This is a genomic window from Bradyrhizobium lablabi (assembly GCF_001440475.1).
Lineage (GTDB): Bacteria > Pseudomonadota > Alphaproteobacteria > Rhizobiales > Xanthobacteraceae > Bradyrhizobium > Bradyrhizobium lablabi.
Genome location: NZ_LLYB01000118.1, coordinates 13,068 through 29,521, shown reverse-complemented (window position 1 = coordinate 29,521; position 16,454 = coordinate 13,068). Strand labels below are relative to the sequence as shown.

Annotated in this window: 15 protein-coding genes and 2 pseudogenes; 1 reads left to right on the top strand and 16 read right to left on the bottom strand. The window is 57.1% G+C overall.

The window, feature by feature from the left end:
• Window positions 1-48: 48 nt before the first annotated feature.
• The 14 genes and pseudogenes from CQ14_RS32985 to CQ14_RS47720 form a co-directional block, all read right to left on the bottom strand.
• On the bottom strand, window positions 49-1,293 hold the full coding sequence (locus CQ14_RS32985; RefSeq protein ID WP_057861949.1) for an ATP-grasp domain-containing protein: 1,245 nt from the start codon (window positions 1,291-1,293) through the stop codon (window positions 49-51).
• Window positions 1,294-1,955: 662 nt separating this feature from the next.
• A pseudogene (locus CQ14_RS45380) lies at window positions 1,956-2,693 on the bottom strand (hypothetical protein); the annotation flags it as partial.
• A 240-nt stretch (window positions 2,694-2,933) separates the two neighbouring features.
• Window positions 2,934-3,899, bottom strand: coding sequence for an agmatinase family protein (locus tag CQ14_RS42845; RefSeq protein ID WP_082650144.1), 966 nt, complete (start codon window positions 3,897-3,899; stop codon window positions 2,934-2,936).
• A gap of 13 nt (window positions 3,900-3,912) precedes the next feature.
• Entirely contained in the window at window positions 3,913-5,082 is a 1,170-nt protein-coding gene (locus CQ14_RS32975; RefSeq protein WP_057861947.1) for a radical SAM protein, read from the bottom strand.
• A gap of 137 nt (window positions 5,083-5,219) precedes the next feature.
• On the bottom strand, window positions 5,220-5,375 hold the full coding sequence (locus tag CQ14_RS32970; protein ID WP_156435719.1) for a hypothetical protein: 156 nt from the start codon (window positions 5,373-5,375) through the stop codon (window positions 5,220-5,222).
• Between the two features lie 759 nt (window positions 5,376-6,134).
• The gene (locus tag CQ14_RS32965; protein ID WP_057861945.1) at window positions 6,135-6,890 is read right to left on the bottom strand and encodes a hypothetical protein; all 756 of its coding nucleotides are present in this window, start codon (window positions 6,888-6,890) and stop codon (window positions 6,135-6,137) included.
• Window positions 6,891-7,047: 157 nt separating this feature from the next.
• A complete protein-coding gene (locus tag CQ14_RS48430) occupies window positions 7,048-7,536 on the bottom strand; it encodes a Panacea domain-containing protein (protein WP_199805673.1) in 489 nt (162 codons plus the stop codon).
• A 1,529-nt stretch (window positions 7,537-9,065) separates the two neighbouring features.
• Complete coding sequence (locus CQ14_RS47725; protein WP_283807301.1) at window positions 9,066-9,245, bottom strand: SAM-dependent methyltransferase; 180 nt, start codon at window positions 9,243-9,245, stop codon at window positions 9,066-9,068.
• A 22-nt stretch (window positions 9,246-9,267) separates the two neighbouring features.
• Window positions 9,268-9,561 (bottom strand): annotated as a pseudogene (locus tag CQ14_RS32950) (SAM-dependent methyltransferase); the annotation flags it as partial.
• A gap of 111 nt (window positions 9,562-9,672) precedes the next feature.
• Window positions 9,673-11,244, bottom strand: a complete 1,572-nt coding sequence (gene tnpC / locus CQ14_RS32945; protein ID WP_057861942.1) for an IS66 family transposase — start codon at window positions 11,242-11,244, stop codon at window positions 9,673-9,675.
• A 73-nt stretch (window positions 11,245-11,317) separates the two neighbouring features.
• Complete coding sequence (gene tnpB, locus CQ14_RS32940; protein WP_057861941.1) at window positions 11,318-11,665, bottom strand: IS66 family insertion sequence element accessory protein TnpB; 348 nt, start codon at window positions 11,663-11,665, stop codon at window positions 11,318-11,320.
• Window positions 11,662-12,021: an IS66-like element accessory protein TnpA gene (gene tnpA, locus CQ14_RS32935; protein WP_245320713.1), complete on the bottom strand. Its 360-nt coding sequence runs from the start codon at window positions 12,019-12,021 to the stop codon at window positions 11,662-11,664. Before tnpA ends, tnpB begins: the two co-directional genes overlap by 4 nt.
• Window positions 12,022-12,637: 616 nt before the next feature.
• The gene (locus tag CQ14_RS32930) at window positions 12,638-13,273 is read right to left on the bottom strand and encodes a NodA family N-acyltransferase (protein WP_057861939.1); all 636 of its coding nucleotides are present in this window, start codon (window positions 13,271-13,273) and stop codon (window positions 12,638-12,640) included.
• 1,332 nt (window positions 13,274-14,605) lie between these two features.
• Complete coding sequence (locus CQ14_RS47720) at window positions 14,606-14,728, bottom strand: hypothetical protein (protein ID WP_283807300.1); 123 nt, start codon at window positions 14,726-14,728, stop codon at window positions 14,606-14,608.
• Between the two features lie 290 nt (window positions 14,729-15,018).
• On the opposite strand from CQ14_RS47720, the gene CQ14_RS32920 reads away from it, so the two are divergent.
• Window positions 15,019-15,408, top strand: coding sequence for a hypothetical protein (locus CQ14_RS32920; protein ID WP_057861937.1), 390 nt, complete (start codon window positions 15,019-15,021; stop codon window positions 15,406-15,408).
• Here CQ14_RS32920 and CQ14_RS32915 read toward each other — a convergent pair.
• Together CQ14_RS32915 and CQ14_RS44955 are read right to left on the bottom strand one after the other, a co-directional pair.
• Window positions 15,405-15,656 (bottom strand): hypothetical protein, encoded by a 252-nt coding sequence (locus CQ14_RS32915; RefSeq protein ID WP_156435715.1) that lies wholly within the window; start codon window positions 15,654-15,656, stop codon window positions 15,405-15,407. The two genes, CQ14_RS32920 and CQ14_RS32915, sit on opposite strands and share 4 nt — an antisense overlap.
• A 32-nt stretch (window positions 15,657-15,688) precedes the next feature.
• Window positions 15,689-16,453, bottom strand: coding sequence for a DUF6538 domain-containing protein (locus CQ14_RS44955; RefSeq protein WP_199805672.1), 765 nt, complete (start codon window positions 16,451-16,453; stop codon window positions 15,689-15,691).
• Window position 16,454: the final 1 nt, after the last annotated feature.

Genomic DNA, 16,454 nt, shown 5'->3' with positions numbered 1-16,454 from the left:
TGCGCCCAGTATCCCCGGCTCACGGCAATGTTGCATCCCGAAACGACACTAGATCGAATCTATATGCAGCCTTGTGCGCTGGAATGCCGCTATCACTCGGTCGTGAGCCTCAGTCGCTGTACGGCCAATCGATAGAATCTCTGCAACGTAGTCTCGGTTACTGCTCGGTGGATGTACATACTCTCCTGGTTTAGCGATCGGAGAAACCGTCGTAATTCCCGGCATGCGCAGAAGTTCACCAACATTCTCTATGCCGCGAAAAATGCCAGGAACATCTGCAAACAAGAAATGAATTGCAGCGCCGCTGTTTCGCATAGGAGCCCAACTAGGATTCTTACCTAATGCCGCATCCAGAACGGCACGCACTGCACTCCGACCGGTTGCCATCTCGATAAGATGGCTGCCGATCTTGCCACCTGCGAGCCTGGGATTAATTTCGATGACGCGTGTTTCGTTGCCGCTCACCCGGCATTCGGTGTGCGCGGCGCCGTGATCGATGTTTAATGCGGCTAGCGCCCGCCGAGTCGCTGCTATCGCCGCCATTGCCTCTGCACCCAGATATGGAAAACTATGTCCCGCTTCAATGAAGTGATTGCGATCGATGCCGACCATCTCTTTACTGGCAACACCTATGATTTGGCAGCGGCCGCCTGGATATTGGATCGTTTCGACGCTAAACTCAGTACCCGAACAATAGGCCTCAAGGAGGACCCCCCTCGGCATTAGTTGGTCAGCAGCATTACGCGACCAAGCCAGCGCAATCTCTATATACTCCTCAAGCTCGCGTTGATTGTTGATACGCCTTACGCCGTAGCCATCATTTTCCTCCTGAGGTTTGATCACGAGCGGGAAGCCGAGCTGGGCCGCGCCGCAAATGGCATCGTCTCGACTCTGTGCCAGAAAGAACGGCACATTGTACTCGGCTGCATGCTCTGCTAGAGCTATTCGCATGCGGTGTTTGTTCCGGGCTGAGAGCGCGGCCTCATAGCTGAGCCCTGGGAGGTTCAATAGCCTAGCAGCCAGCGCCGCTTGAGGAACGTACATATCCGCTGTTGTGGTGACGGCAGCCACATCGAAAGATTGGCTCTGTTGCCGCGCTGTGTTCGAGACCTCTATTGGGTTATTCGTGTCGCAGACCAAAATCTTATCGACGAATGACAGAATTTCGGGCCCATACCTTCCCGGCTCGCGCGTGAGCAGAACAATATGTAAGCCGTCGGCACGCGCCAGCTGATTGGCGCATGCTCCCGCTCCCGTCGTGCTCGCCTCAACGAATATAATCGCGCGGCCCATGTTCCCTCTGCAAGACTTGGGAATGCGGCTCTACTCATCCAGTTTCGGATCGATGAAGAACGTGTGATACCGCAGCGTAACAAACTGCGGCGCTAGAGCCGCAGCCACCAAAGTCAGGCGGCCCCTGAGGGTCAGCCGCGCAGTTGGGATTGATATGATGCCGCCCGTACGAGGCCACGGTACTGCCGTGAAATCCGGTATCCGGTGGAAGAAGATAGCTCCTTCCGCGAACTCCGGTAGTTGCGATAGGTTAATCGTGAAGCGGTCTTCGCTTAAGCGCGAGAGGAAAGTGTGCGGTGGGCATTCTACGCCGATGTGTTCCTTAGTGGTGCCACATCGATCACACTCTTCCCGTTCGATAGGCAGCAAGTGTGAGGCCAACGGCTGATAGCACGTGACGTAACTTACTCCGCCACAACGCTCGCAAATAGCTCGAACCGTATCTCCCCGGCAACAATGGGCTGCGTATCGCAGCTGAATCCATCCTTCTTTGCGGATAAAACGGGTAAGGATCTCGAATAGCTCGGCGCGCATCTTGGCTAATTTTTCAATTAGGTCTTGAACAGCTAGGCTCAGCTCGTTAGCCGGAAGCGCTCCAACTCGCGTGGNCATGGGCAATACATCCGGCGCGGCTCGTCAGAAGCGTTACGCGTATATAGGANCCCGGTCACCAGTTGGTTCTCAGGCATCCAATGCAAAAGGGTGTCTGCAAACTGTTCAAGCCAGGCAACGTTGCTAACAAGATCACAAACACCGGCGGGCGCAGTGCTGGCAGACGCCACAGTTGGAGGGCGAACCTGAGATGAACTCAAGTTGGCAGGATAACTAATACAGGGGTCTCCCAAAAGTTGGAAAGCGCAGCCTCTCTGCTCCAACGCGTCCGCCTGTAAATTCAGATTGTTCACGATATGGCCGAGCGGCTGTCCTGCAAGCAAGGCCCGGGCAAAGGCTTCACCGTATTGGGGCAGTATATGCAAATTTCTGAAACTGCCGATTACTACAGAGCCAGCTGCGAACAGTGTTCTGGCCAGCGAATATTGTTGCGGGACACAGGAATCACCAAGTCGCATGGACGAACAACAGTTCAGAAACACCGCTGCTCCCAGTTGAAAGCACGGTTGAATAACGGGGCCGCTTAAAAATGTCGTTTTGAACGTACTTAGCCATTTCGATCCAAACTGGACGCAATATTCCGCCCCGTGACCGGTAAGAGCCGTCCCAGTGGGGCGTGGCCGTTTGTCATCAGTTAGATGTGCTAGGAACTCGTCGATAACGAATTCCGCCGTGCCATCTCTCCGATATTCTCTAGCTACTTCTCCAGCGAGTAACTCACAAACCGAACCGTTACCATCGATCGTGTAACTTTGATCCAAATAGTGATCGTCAGATGCCAAATACAACCCGCAGCCTCGTGTTGAATCTTGACAGGCCCATTCAGCCAAAGATCTAGACGTAGCAACGGTAAGCTGCAGCCATGTTCCGCAAAAGGTGAGCGAAGACGCTTGGCATGATGCCAAGAACGTCTCTAAGGCAATGGCGTCCGGAATGACCGTCAACGGGCGCCTAGGAAATCGCCGGGCTGCGAATTCGGCAGTTTGTGAGGAAGCCAGAATGAGATGTTCGGCCATAGTGCAACGAGCTCAGTCAGTAGCCGTCCGCAGGCGGTTTGCCTCTCTTCGAACTACGCCAGCCATAAAGTTAAGGGCGATCTGCGCCGCTAGCTTGGATGTCATCTCGTCGCGGTCCAGCGGCGGACTTACCTCCGTAATGTCGAGAGCAAGCAAATGCGCTCTGGCAGCAATTTCAAAAACTACGTCCAGTACTTCGTAAGCTAGAAATCCGCCTGGATTTGGAACGCTCGTTCCCGGTGCATGAGCCTGGTCTACAGCATCAATGTCTACCGACAAATACACTCCATCCGCTCCCTCGCTGACATGCTTGAGAGCGGCGCCAACAGCGGCCTCCCACCCCATTTTTCGGATATCGTAAGGTGTCAGGACAAGCATTCCGTTTGTTTCTGCCAACCGCATATACTCTTCTGAATAAATCGGAGCGTTGATCCCGAGCTGAGCAACGTTGTGATAATCGATGACGTCGGAAATGGTTCTCATCCAGTGACCCGAATGCTCTTTTCCTGGAACGGGTAGCCGCATATCGAAGTGCGCATCGAGAACAATCAGTCCTAGCTTTCCATCACTCAACCGATCCAACACACCCCTGATTGCAGGATCAGTGATGGAATGATCCCCACCTAGAATGATCGGCCGAACGCATCTTGGCAGGCTGGAAACAGCTCCTCGGATGCTCCCATAGGTCTGCTCTAGGGAATGCACGACATCTATGGGTTTGCACCGTACCAAGGTGGCGTCGGAGAGCGAAACTCGCTTGTCGACGCAATAGGTACTACTGGCATCAAGCGCTTGCAAAATCTTTTCGGGCCCAAAACGACAGCCCGGGCGATGGCTGACTGCATAATCAAACGGGACGCTAATGAAGGCAAATGCCGGCTCATGGCGCACCTGCGTCGCGTCGGTCGTCCAACGATCCCGAATCCAAGGCACTGTCGAATCGACTACGACAGGTAGGTGGTCGCGCGAGAAACTCATGAAGGACCGTTCATCATGCCTTTGAAGCGAGCATCGCTGCCTTCCGAAACTGCTTGAGGCCACGATTCACCACCTCATCTTCTCCATGGCTCGCTTCAAAGTTCCGATAGAATTCCAGCTTACGTTCCAAGCCAGATGAGCTTACGGTATCCCACACTCGCTCCCGCAAGAGACAGAAACCGTCCTGCACCGGTTCACGGATGTGCCTCGCAAAAGTTGCGTTCCAAATCGTTTGAAGGCTGTCGCACTTGGTATGACCGAGAAAACGCCCCAAGCCGTTGCAATCGTACACCTCTCCGAAGAGGTTCACGAACAGCCCAACATTGACTTGTCGGCAGCGGTAACCGCCAGTCATGGGTCGAGACGGACGATACGAGAGACCGAATTCCTCCTCGTCAATCTTTCGTATCATGTTGTTGATATGATCAGCACGCGTTCTCTCGATAAGCACTGAAGATCGATCCGCTCGCCCCTCAGGAATCAATGGCACTATATAGTTGTGAACGTTGTTGAGACGGCACCAACGATGAAGAGACGCGACCTCAGCAAAATCCTCGTTAAACTGCGGCGTGACCACCGCATCGATCGCTACTCGCGTTGGAATTGATCGGTTGAATCCCCGCTTGAGCAACGTCTGCAAGGCAGCATTGGATTTGGCGCCGTATCCTCGCGCCCCCGCCATCTTATCCTGGATGGCCACATCGTGGGAATTGTGCTTAATGAACACCGTTGCTCTCAGCTGAAATAAGCGCTCTACGGCCGCGCCATCTAAATGGTATCCGCTGGTGAACACTACGGGAGTCATGCCGTGCTGTTGCACGCTCTCGACGATTTGCCAAAACTCGCGATCGGCCATCGGCTCCCCTGCGCCTGGGAATTCTACTGTTGTGGCTCCCATCGCATGCGCCTGTGCGATCAAATCAAGTCGTTCAGCAGTGCTTAATTCAACGCGATTAGGCATGTCGCTATGTCGATCAGAGGTACGATCGCAATAGAAGCATTTTAGTTCGCATTCGCCAGTCAAGTCTATATCGAGATGTAGCAGGCGGTTATGCAAGCGCGCGTCTTCGACTAGATCCCGCGCGTAATCGGTACCTGCAGCCCAGAGGTTTTCAAGTCGCTCTCGCGCAGCCAGGATATGAGGAAGTCGTCGAGCAACGATATCAGCGTCAACAGATGACATGCTCCCTCACAGAAGGTCCAAATGAATAGCTAGTCGGTAGTCAATAAAAACACCCGTTGATAAATCGACAAAAATATACCTAAGGCTGAGCCTCACCGCCCAGCCTTAGGGTGGGACCGGATGAATTCACATGCGATCTAGACTTGGACAGCGGCGAGCAACTGTGCGATTCGCGTCAGTTTCTCGTTCACGACAGCAAGCTGCGTTGCTTTTTGAGCCTCGGCGACTTCGCGAATTGCTTCCTTGAGGGCTTCGGCTTCCTGGCCCTGTCCATACGTCGGCTGCTGCGTCATGCTCGTCTCCTTCTCGAGTGTTAAGTAATACGTCTCCACGCTAAAGCTTATCAAGCTGCCGCCAATGTCTGCGTACCGCCAATCCCGACGTGAGTGTCGGACTGCACCGAAGCGAGTCTGCTAGCGCTACTGGGACGCGCATTTTCGCGAAACGCTCATTCGCCAAACGCTCACAAGATTTCGACAAACGCTCACAAGATGTTTGTGCCAGAGACAAATCGTGCTGTCGCCTCCTTGTTTTGGTAGGATGCAAGTCCAGGTCGCGATCCTTCAGCGCTACCTTCGCTCAGGGAGGCTCTCGCGCCGCGGGCATTGGTCGGGGTCACTCGATGAGGGTGGAATGGGCTTATTTCAAGAAGAACAGCTCCGAAGGTGTGGCTGAGTTCCTAGTGCAGCGGGTCGAGCAAGGCATTGCCCAACCCGGTAATGAATGTCGATTTGGATTTTCTATAGCTTGAAGACAAGTGGACCCGCACCGCTCCGGCGGCCCGTTTCCGCCGTAAAAGTAGACAGCGGGTAGCGACTTGGCCTGCAGGTCCGATTTCAGCTCTTCTTCCTAGTACCCGGCAGCTCAAAGAGAACGCCAATCACTTCGAGCAGCTCCGACGACTCGGGAAATGGCTGAGTGGTTCAAGGCTTAGCAGTTCCGGGGCTGTCGTGCCGTCAGGATTAAGACTCTCCAGGACCGCGAATGGTTGTTTGACCTGAAGACGTTTGAAGTAGCGCCCGCCCGTCTTATCGATTGCGACGACAAGCCGCTTATCTATCGAGTTGACGAATACCAGGCGGGCCGGCAGGGCCGGACGCGTTATGAGAACTGCCCCTCCATCGCGATAGGCTCAGCGCTTCTACCCTTGACCTCGAGGAACCTGGCATCTTTGAGCAGTGACTGCACCAACCCGAACTCCGGCACGGCCGCGAGCTCACGGCCTGCAACTTTTGCGGGCACAGGCACGGCATGGTCTGCGAAAAGCGTGCCGACGTTTTGCGCCGGACTAGCTTTTCTCTTGGCGCGAGTACCGGAAGCGGCAGTTCAGGTGGCTCCAGTGCTTGGCCGGTCAGGACGACCATGTCGGGATGCGTGTCCGAATCATCGTAGCGCCGAGCCAACAGGTGGTCGCCGAAGGCCGCGACGACGAGACTGTGACGGGTCATTAGAGCATAGTTGCTCACGATCAGGAGATCGCCCAAGCCCGCTACCGGATCAAGCGTGCCGGTGGCGAGCTGGTAGACCTCATGGTTATGCAATATGACGGGCTTTCTGGATTGCCATTCCTCAATCATCAGTGCGCCGTCTCCGACACGGCCGTCGCTCCTGGCTCCGGCGGCAATGCCCGTATTCGCAAGTGGAAGTGCCTTGACTGCACCGGCATGGCTCGGAGGAAAATCGGCTACGGTCTTCTCCCAAGTGAACACGCGCGGGTCGCCGGTATATGCCGTGAACTTCTCGTGCACGTGAAAGGCCTTGTGAAGTTGTTTGCTAAGTTTGGTGTCCCAAAACGTCTTCACATCCATCGCCTGCCGCGCTTGACTTGAGGCCAGAGCGTGGGCGTGACGTGCCGGTTAGACGCATCCATTCGGGTATGCGCTATCCGAGGCGATCAGTATCCAGCAGTTGTTTTCTGAGACTGGGTGCTCATCGCAACTCCATCTTGTTCAAGATGGCTCAGATCTATCCCGCATTCTCGCTTGTGATTACCGCAGTCTCGAAGATTTGCAGCGCGCTGCCTCGGCTGATTGCTGCCATTAACCTTCGCAACGAATTTGGCTTTGGTAGAATCAAACTTCTCTTGGGCAAGCGCCTTCTTTCGGGCGCGTGCGTCGCTCTTCTTACCCACCTGGGACGAATAATATTCGTGCACGGCACGCCTGCGCGATAATTGCATTGGAAGCTTGCCCGATAGGCGTATGCCGGGAGCGTCGAGCCAGGGGCCTCTTGATGCGTGAGATTACTGAGCCAGTGCGCGGTGTTATCTCCGTAGAAATCAAGTACCTTGTTGACGGTCTCGCGTTCGTCAGGTGTGAGTTGGCCGTTATCCGCTTTCCCGAAAAGCGATGCATCAACCTTGAACCTGCCGCGATGACGCGCGTACAGCTCCGTCAATACGGGGCCGTTCGCGCAGGCCCTGAAATCGCTGGACAATAGGTGCTGCTCATCCAAACGAAGCTCCAAGCTTGAGAGTTCTGGAGCTTCATCGCTGACAGTTCGCCAGCGCGCTCAGTTATGTACTTGGCCACATCGAAGACCGCTGCCATCACCCAGACCCCGGATTTGAACCCCGTTATTAGAGGCATGTTAACGTTCCCGCAACGTTCCCGTTCCGAACGCCATTTGGCTGAATTTTCCGGGTCTTTTTGCTTCCCGACTCAGCGACTCAGGCGTTATCGGAGCCGGAGGCAGCGCGGACGTGACTCGCCGCCTTGAGTGAGCGAGAACCAACGCTGTCCCTACCACGCCAGCGCTGCCACCGAAGTTAGCGGCGATGACTCGGCGCTCGCCTATTGACCATGAAAGCGCTGTCCTACCGCACGTCGCAAACTTGGTGGCCAGCCTTCGCCCTTGAATTAGCAAGGCTCACCACCTCGCCCTTCGGGACTTGCGGTGGTGCGTAATCCTCGGGGTGCCGCCAAGTTATATCACGGAGAAGGACTCCAGGGCACCTACCAGGATTGGTGGCCGCCTTGATCGACTGCCTTCGTCTAAGCTGCTTGCAGATTTAGGGGAGACTCGAATGGCCAAACGCGCACGCATTCGTTGCACCAACAAGACGAACAGAAAGAACACTCACGAAGGAATCACACATGTCGGCGGACTAAACCCCGACGGAACGCTGTGGAAGCGATCCATCGTGAGGCTATCAAAGATATCAAGATCGACGAATGGAAGTTCTATGTCGAAGAAAACGGCCGCAGGGTTGATGTGGTGTGGGCACAAGTACATCAAGACGACGGCCCGCCTCTGAGGCCGCAGCTCGCAAGCTTGGACAACTACGGGCGCTCATCTCAGCCGCGTAGAACGACCCTGACCATCTCCCGGCCCTGATGCAGACAAGCCGGGGCTACGGCCGTGGTGATGCGAGCTCGGCGTGAGCACGTTTACTGACTATTCTGCGGCGATTTCTCGCTCGATTGTATCTTCAGCTCTGTGCATGCCTGACGCAAGTTTATCAACCAGCCATAGCGGTTTTCACCGCGGCGTCTTTTACACCCTCGAACGCGAAAGCATCGACCGCTGGAATTACTCATTCTCGTTCGACAATAAAGTAAAGTCCGGTACGGTCCAAACGAGGCTTGGCCTCCTCGCAGTCCGACGCGTTCGGACGCTCATTGACCGAGCACTGAAAAACGGGTGAGAGGCGGAGCGCGCCAGATGCACCACGCTCTGCCGCGATCGGCGCCGGCTGAGGGCCCGCTCCGCCCTTGCGGCAGAACGAACGACACCAGGCCGGGAGAAAGGACCCTGGGCTGGGGCCGCACCGGCTATGAGTTAGATATGGTGCCGACATTTGCGACCCGTAACCGGCCGCAAGCTCCGCTCCGGAACAGATTCTGCGGCCGGTGCCATGACGTTCCGCTCGATCGGCGCGGCAGGCAAATTCATAGCACAAAGGCCGGCCAGCGTCCTCGTGTCAGAAATTGTGCCCCGTTTCATTCTGATGGACTTTTTGCTCAGGAGGCAAGTGCTAACGATCAATGCGGCTTCCGAAAGCAGGCGATCAAGCAGTCTTCGTTAGCCGACTGACCTTGGCACTGAACCCGCTCGACTTCGACTAGCGATTTCTTCAACATGGCGATGCAAGTCTCTGCTCCAGCGGCATGGCCAGGGCTGCAAGTGGCATTCACGGGCTGACCCAAAAACCAGCTGTCCATCTGATGCCAGCATCTGCACCAACTTGCGAATGATCGCACTCATCTCGACCGTGTTCTCAAGATAGTAAAGGAGTTCGGCCACTACGATCAAATCAAACGGCTTGGTGGTCGAAAACTGCTGAACGTCCGAAACCATCCAGTTTATGTGCGACCACTCTTTTGTGCGCAGGCGAGCTCTACCAATCGCTTGCGGCATAACGTCGATGACTGTGAGCCACTTGCAGTGAGGTGCTAGTACTTCCGTAAAAGCGCCGGCCGCGCACCCGACCTCGAGGGCGTGTGAAATCGCGCCTTGCGAAAGCGATAGCCTGAGCATTTGCGAGTGACGCTCGCGCTCGAATGGATTCCCGTTGAGCCCCACGGATCATCGGTACGCGTCCGGTGACGGCCCCTGGTTAGGTCATCTTGAGCGGATGGCTGACCGCGCTTATGCGGCGTGAGCGACGTTCTGAGGTCGCCAATTCCAGGGCATGAGTTCGTGGATGCGCTTGGCGGGATGATCCGGCAGGCGGGCCAGCACGTCCGCGAGCCAAGCCTGTGGATCGATGTCGTTGAGTTTGGCAGTGGCGATGAGGGTGTAGATCGCAGCCGCACGCCGGCCGCCCTCATCGGAGCCGGCGAAGGTCCAATTTCTTCTGCCCACGGCGACAGTCCGAAGCTCGCGCTCGGCGGCATTGTTCGACATGCAAAGCCGTCCGTCATCAAGGAAGCGGGTAAATGCGTGCCAGCGGCTGAGGCAGTAATTGATTGCCTTGGTCGTATCGTTGTTCCTGGAGAGCTTGGCGCGCTGTTCGCGCAACCACGCCTGCAGTTCGACGATCAGAGGGCGGCTACGCTCCTGGCGCACGCGCAGGCGCTCCTGCAGAGCAAGACCGTTGATCTCACGTTCGATGGCGAACAGGACATCAATGCGCTTGACCGCCTCAGCCGCGATCGGTGCCTTGCTGAGCCGCGCGAGATCAAAGAACTTGCGCCTGCCGTGCGCCCAGCACGCGGCCTCGATGATCGGACCTGCTTGGCGATTGGTCTCGTAGAGCTTGCTGAACCCGGCGTAGGCGTCGGCCTGCATCAGTCCAGCATAGCCCGCCAGATGCTGCTCCGGATGCTCACCGCCACGGTCCGGCGAGTAAAAGAACACGGCCGCTGGCGGATCTGGCCCGGCAAACGGGCGGTCGTCGCGCACATAGGTCCAGAGCCGGCCGGTTCGGGTCTTGCCCTTGGCCAGGACCGGCACCGTGGTGTCGTCCGCGTGGATGCGTTCGGCCGCAAAGACATGGTTCCGGATCGCGTCAACCAGCGGCATCAGGGTTGCGGCGGAGGCTCCCACCCAATCTGCCAGCGTCGAGACATCGAGGTCGATGCCTTCACGCTGGTAGACGTCGCTCTGACGATTGAGTGGCAGGTGCAGGCCGTACTTGGCGAACAGGACATGGGCCAGCAGCTTGGGCCCTGCACGCCCGCGCGCAATCGGGTGCGAGGGAGCCGGCGGCTGGGTGATCGCTTCGCAGGCCCGGCAGACGAGCTTCTCGCGCACGTGCTGGATCACTTTCCACTGGCGCGGAACGAGCTCCAGCGTCTCGGTGACGTCCTCGCCGATCTTGCGCAATCGGCTGTCGCCACAGCATGGCCAGGTCGCAGGCACCGGATAGACAAGGCGTTCCCGCGGCAAATGCTCCGGCAGCGGCCGGCGGGCTGGCTTGCGGCGCTCGAACGATGGCACCGCAATCTTCTCGGCTGCTATTTGCGCCGCGGTCTCGGCTTGCGCCGCGTTCTCCTCCAGGTCGGCGAGTTGCAGCTCGAGCTGGTCCAGCAATGCGCCTCGCTCGGAGGACTGTCCGAACTGCTCGTGCCGCAGCTTCTTGATCGTGAGCTTGAGCTTCTCGATCAGCAGTGTCCGTGCCTGAGCTTCCGCCTCCGCGGCCAAGCGGGCCACTCGCTCGGCGCGCAGCATCGCCTTCAGGGTGGTCACATCGTCGGGGAGAGAATCATCGGCGCCCATCGCCGACCAGAGAATCACAAGACGCGGTCTCTGTCCGGGCTGCTGGTCGCGCCGTCGATTCAAATCACAGCGATCAGCCGGCCGCCTGCGGCCGCCACGTGTGTTGCGGCATCCGCCAGTCAATGCCCTCCAGCAAGTAGCCAAGCTGGGCTGGGGTGATTGTCACCACGCCATCAGCCGACGACGGCCAGAGAAAGCGGCCGCGCTCCAGCCGCTTGGCATAGAGCGACATGCCCAGCCCATCATGCCAAAGGATCTTGATGAGCTTGCCGCTCTTGCCACGGAACACGTAGAGGTCGCCACCGTGCGGGTCGCGCCTAAAGGCTTCCTGCACCAGCAAGGCCAGCGAGTTCATGCCGCGGCGCATATCGGTGTGGCCGGTCGCAATCCACACCCGTACGGCGGGCGGAACGGGGATCACCGCGGCCGTCCATCTGCCAGTGCCGCGACCGCGGCCTTCAGCGTCGCCGCGTCGACCGTGCCCGTGATCCGCATCCGAGCCCTGGCCGCAAACTCGATCTCGATCGCGCCGCCGCCGGCCGGCCCGACCGGACCAGCCGTCGGCCCCGATTCCGCGACCACCATCGCCGGTACGAAGCCCGTTTGATGGCCGGCATCCTTCTCGGGGCGAAACGACCGTCGCCATCGGAGCAGCAATGAGCGCGAAACGCCATATCGCCGCGCCGTCGCCGCGACCTGGCGCGGCGCCTGTAAGCTCTCCAGGACGATCTTGAGCTTCTCATCCTCGGACCAGCGCCGCCGTCGGCCTGTGTCCACTACTTCGAGCCGTTCGACTTGGGCGCTGCGCCTATCACTGTCCATAAGGACAGTTCTCAACAACACGCCTCACTCGGCAAGGCGGCCGTCACCGAACGGATACGATCATCGGAGGCCAGTTCCTGTTGTAGTGATTGATACTTGTTGTCTGGAGTCATGAATTCCCGACCTACGTCTACGGAAGAATGCACAGTTGGCCCGCGCCGATGCGCTGCCAGATGTGATCGGCCTCAAACAACCACGCGACATCTCCGCGCCATTGTTGTTGAGTGCCCCCTCCCCCGGGCCGGAGACCAGTCTCCGCGGCCTACCAAATTGAAGTGCATTCCCTGGCGTGTTGAGCACTTCGTCAGCCCAATTCCCATACGGCGCACGCATGTGTGCCGTAACGAAGCGTAGTTTGCCATGCCGATGGCCGCTCGCCGTTAGGAGTTCATGTTCCACTTCTGCTAGGTGGATCTGGTAGGTTCGGGTGATTCATCATGTGGTTTGCGATTTCGTGCCCTTCTGTGCCCATCCACTGGATCAGCTCCGGCCCTTCGCGGCGTACCACCGGTCCGGCAGATAACACTATCCGCCGGAGCCATTGGCGCTTCGGACACGTAGGTCAGGTGTGTCACAGTTCTGGTCCGTTCCGGTCTATCATCGTACCGTTCGGCCATTCGCCCATCGGCCGGGCAATTGGCAAAACCAAGACGAGTACGTCCTCATCAACCCGAGTGGGCGGCAAGTTCAGATACACATCCGGATGGGTGGATTTCACACGAACTCCTATCAGAATATTCCCCAAGCCCTGCCGGCCGAGCAACCTTGTGATATGTTTCTGAAGCGCCGGTCGGACTGAGCCGAAACCGAACGGAACGTCGAGTTCCCGCAGTGCTGGGTACATGACGCGAATGGAATGGCTGATTCCAAGTCCCTCAAGATCTGGACGCACCCCGTACAATCCGAGTTCAGCGACCAGTAAATCAGTCTTTCCAACTTTTATAAAGCGGCGCAGCGCGCCGATGTGAGCCGCGACACCGCGATCGTCGTAGGCGATTGCACGGAGCTCAGGCCTCGCACCGGCCCAACTGCGAGCGCCTTCAAATGACTTCGTATTGAATGCTCCGGTCGGCCCGTAAGTGTTTCGGAAGAAGTCGGAGAGTTCGGTATGGTCGGCAAGCGTCAACTGACTCTCCCAGCGCAGCCTCCACTGCACTCGTGGGCGCGTCGCTCCTTCCCCTGCAGGATCGGACACCGTGGTACTCAATTGCGCCTCCTACGCCTTGACCGGCGTTCACCGACTGCATACGCCAATCGCGTTTCGTCGCGAACCTAAGGCGATTTATGAGAGCAATTCAATTCTACTCAGGTAATTAGCCAATACACGCAGGGATTGGAAAGCTATACCGAGGTTTTCGGCACTATCCTGAATCTTTCGCAAATGTGGAACGGCCCGCGATACATGGACATTTTCAGTCGATTTCACACATGGACGACGGGGCTAAGCACCTCAAGAAGTGATTATTTGTTGTCTAATATTTGTGCTCAAACCCTGTATCACCATACGGCAGACTTTTCGAATCCGAATTTCGGATCTCCTTCAGGGCCTCCGATGGCTCGGGCTCAGAGTCGGCTCCGCAAATTTGAACAAGACGATAAGTGGAGCGAGAGACACTCAAGAGTCGTGCCAACAGCGGGCCAAGAGACGCCGAAAACCTCTGCCTGCTTTGTGATCGACAGATCGTGCTTACGGTCGATCATCGCTTTGCGCTCAGCAATCCCGCCTTGGTGAGCGCTCCTTCTAAATTGATCCGTAAAGAAATGCCTCCCCCGGCGGAGCCAACCTAGTGGTTTCCACGGCCTCTGTGGATTCCGTAAGAGCACGGTGAAGAGGACGTGCTCCCCCACGGTGCCAGTGTCAGGCAAACGCCCTTCTCACGCCATGAGAAGAGCCGCCCGCATGGCGGGAGGGCTCGTGGTGGTGTTGAAGCACCGCACCCGCGCGCAGCTCCGCCCCTGATACAAAGCCCTCGCCGTCCGGGGACGATGGACGGCGAGGGCCAGGTTCCCCGGAAGGCTGCTTCTGTCTTGGGCGGCTCGACTCGGTATGACAGGAAGCCGAGCTGCACCCGGAGCTCGGCATAATTGATCCAGAGAATAAAATTGATATTTTAGTACGGCATCTAGCCGTCGCTCGCTTGGGGCGGGTTTCGAGCAAATCTATCGCACTTTATTGGCGCCAGATCTCTGAATTGACCGCACTCGCCGCCGCACCGAACGGTGAAGCCGCACCTTCTGAATCGTCCGCATNATGGGGTCAAAGCCAAACATCCAGATTTTTATGAGAAGAATACGTTTGAAGCGTGATACGCTACCATCTGACGGCCGGCTTGATCGGGCGATCTGGAGATCGGATTCAAATAACCGGCCTTGGCCACGAATTCTTGACTTATCTACAGGCCACTAATCTGTCAGCGGAGACGGCTTGGTGATTGCCCATCCAATTCGTGATCATTCCCTCTCCAGCGCAACTTCGCCGCTCGGAGCGCGCGAGTAAAAAGTGCGACGCAGTTCTCGATCTCGAGCTTGAGATAGGCAATCAGCGCTTCCAGCGCTTGATAGCTTCACCAAGGCGCCCCCCGAGCAGCGCCGCGCGATGCCGAAGCCAATCTGCTGTTTCCGCCACAACATCGAAGCTCACCGAAATCTTTCCGTCGAGCATTCTTAGCTCGCCCAGCCGCCATGATGACGGCTTACCCTCACGCCGACAACGTTCTATCGCGAACAGCCGATCGAACCGTACAATTGGGCGTTCCCCGATCCGACGCCCAAATTGCTGCAGGGCCCACCGGTATACGCCATCCCCGGGAATCATGACTGGTACGATGGACTGGTGCTCTTCTCGCATTCTTTACTAGGCGTTTTCCTCACATGCACCTTGGCGGTTGGCGTGCGTGGCAACGAAGGAGTTACTTTGCGCTGCAATTGACTGACAAATGGTGGATCTGGGCAATGGACGCCCAGCTCGACGACACTGTTGATCAGCCGCAGAAGGACTACTTTGATCAGATAGCCGAGTGCATGGAGAAGGATTCAAGAGTCATACTTTGTGGTCCCGAGCCTGGGTGGCTCTACACGCTGCAACAGAGCTCGAAATCCTTTGGCGTGGTCGACAACATCGCGTGGAGCGCGGCCAGGCATCACATGAAAGTGCCCATCGTTCTTTCGGGAGATACCCACTATTACAGCCGCTATGCCGGTGACGACGGGGTGACACAATTCATCACTTCGGGCGGCGGTGGCGCATTCCTCCACGGTACGCACTGGCTCAAAGATAAGGTCGAATTGGAAGAGAAGCTAGGGCAATGCTTATTGGCTCGGCGGCAGGGTGAAGTCGCTTAAGCGCCGATCCAAGGTACCCATCGACGGACAGGGTCTCTCTCCTTCAGCGCCGCTCGCAGTATTAATCGGTCCTCCTCGTCCGTGAAGCTCCGCTTTTTCTCCCCCTGCTTGGCACGAACATCAATAGTGACCTTTTCGGCTACATTTTCAGCAAGAAGCAGTTTCTGAACTCCCCATTGCAGTATCGCACGCACGGGTGCGAGCTTTGCATCTCGAACCGTTTTTGGCCTCAATCCGGCTTCGACCATGGAGGACTTCCACCTAAGCAAATCGTCTGCAGTCAACGCAGACGCGTTCTCGTTCCAAGAAACGAGGCCAAGTGCTTGATTAGCCTCTGCCACTCGTAAACTGTTTTCAGGCCTGGGCGTCGCTCACCGGTCCATCCTTCGACCAATTTGGAGAAAGAAACCGTTTCTCGGCTTGATGCGGGCGACGCTCTCTGATGTATCGCGAACGGTGTAATGGCTTCGAATGGTTCGCCATCTGCCAGCCGTTTCAATCGAAGGCTCGCCCGCTGAATTACTCGCGCAATGCAACGGGCAAGCAAATGACGACCAGTCTCATCGAGCTGCAAACCGCGAGCTTCAGAAAGCTCGGATGCACCCTGAAGGCACCATTGTTCCATCTGCCTAACATCGAAGTAGCCCTCCGCAGCCAAGGGCCTATCGAGTGAACTTAGGTCGCCATCTTTGATCACGGGCAGTGGTGCGAGTACCCTGTCACCGAATTCAGTCTTCCACGTCTTTTGGGCGCTCGGATTATCTCGATGCTGAGCAATCCACCAGTCGCCAAGCGGTAAAGCCAGATCAAATGCCTCTCTTTCGCTGAGAGCCTTTGGAGGCGATCTCAAGTTTGACCACCTCAGCTCGACGTCGGCTAGAGCTGCAGCATGGAGACCTTTGGCAGCCGCCGGATCGCGCGTACCCAAGCTCCGTTTCTCTTCGCGCTTGCCGGCAACACGTAGCAGATCATCTGGCACGCGCTTTCGCAGCCAATAGATGCCTGTCTTTGGGTGCTTCCAGGGACGAGCCATTGCAAGGGGCATG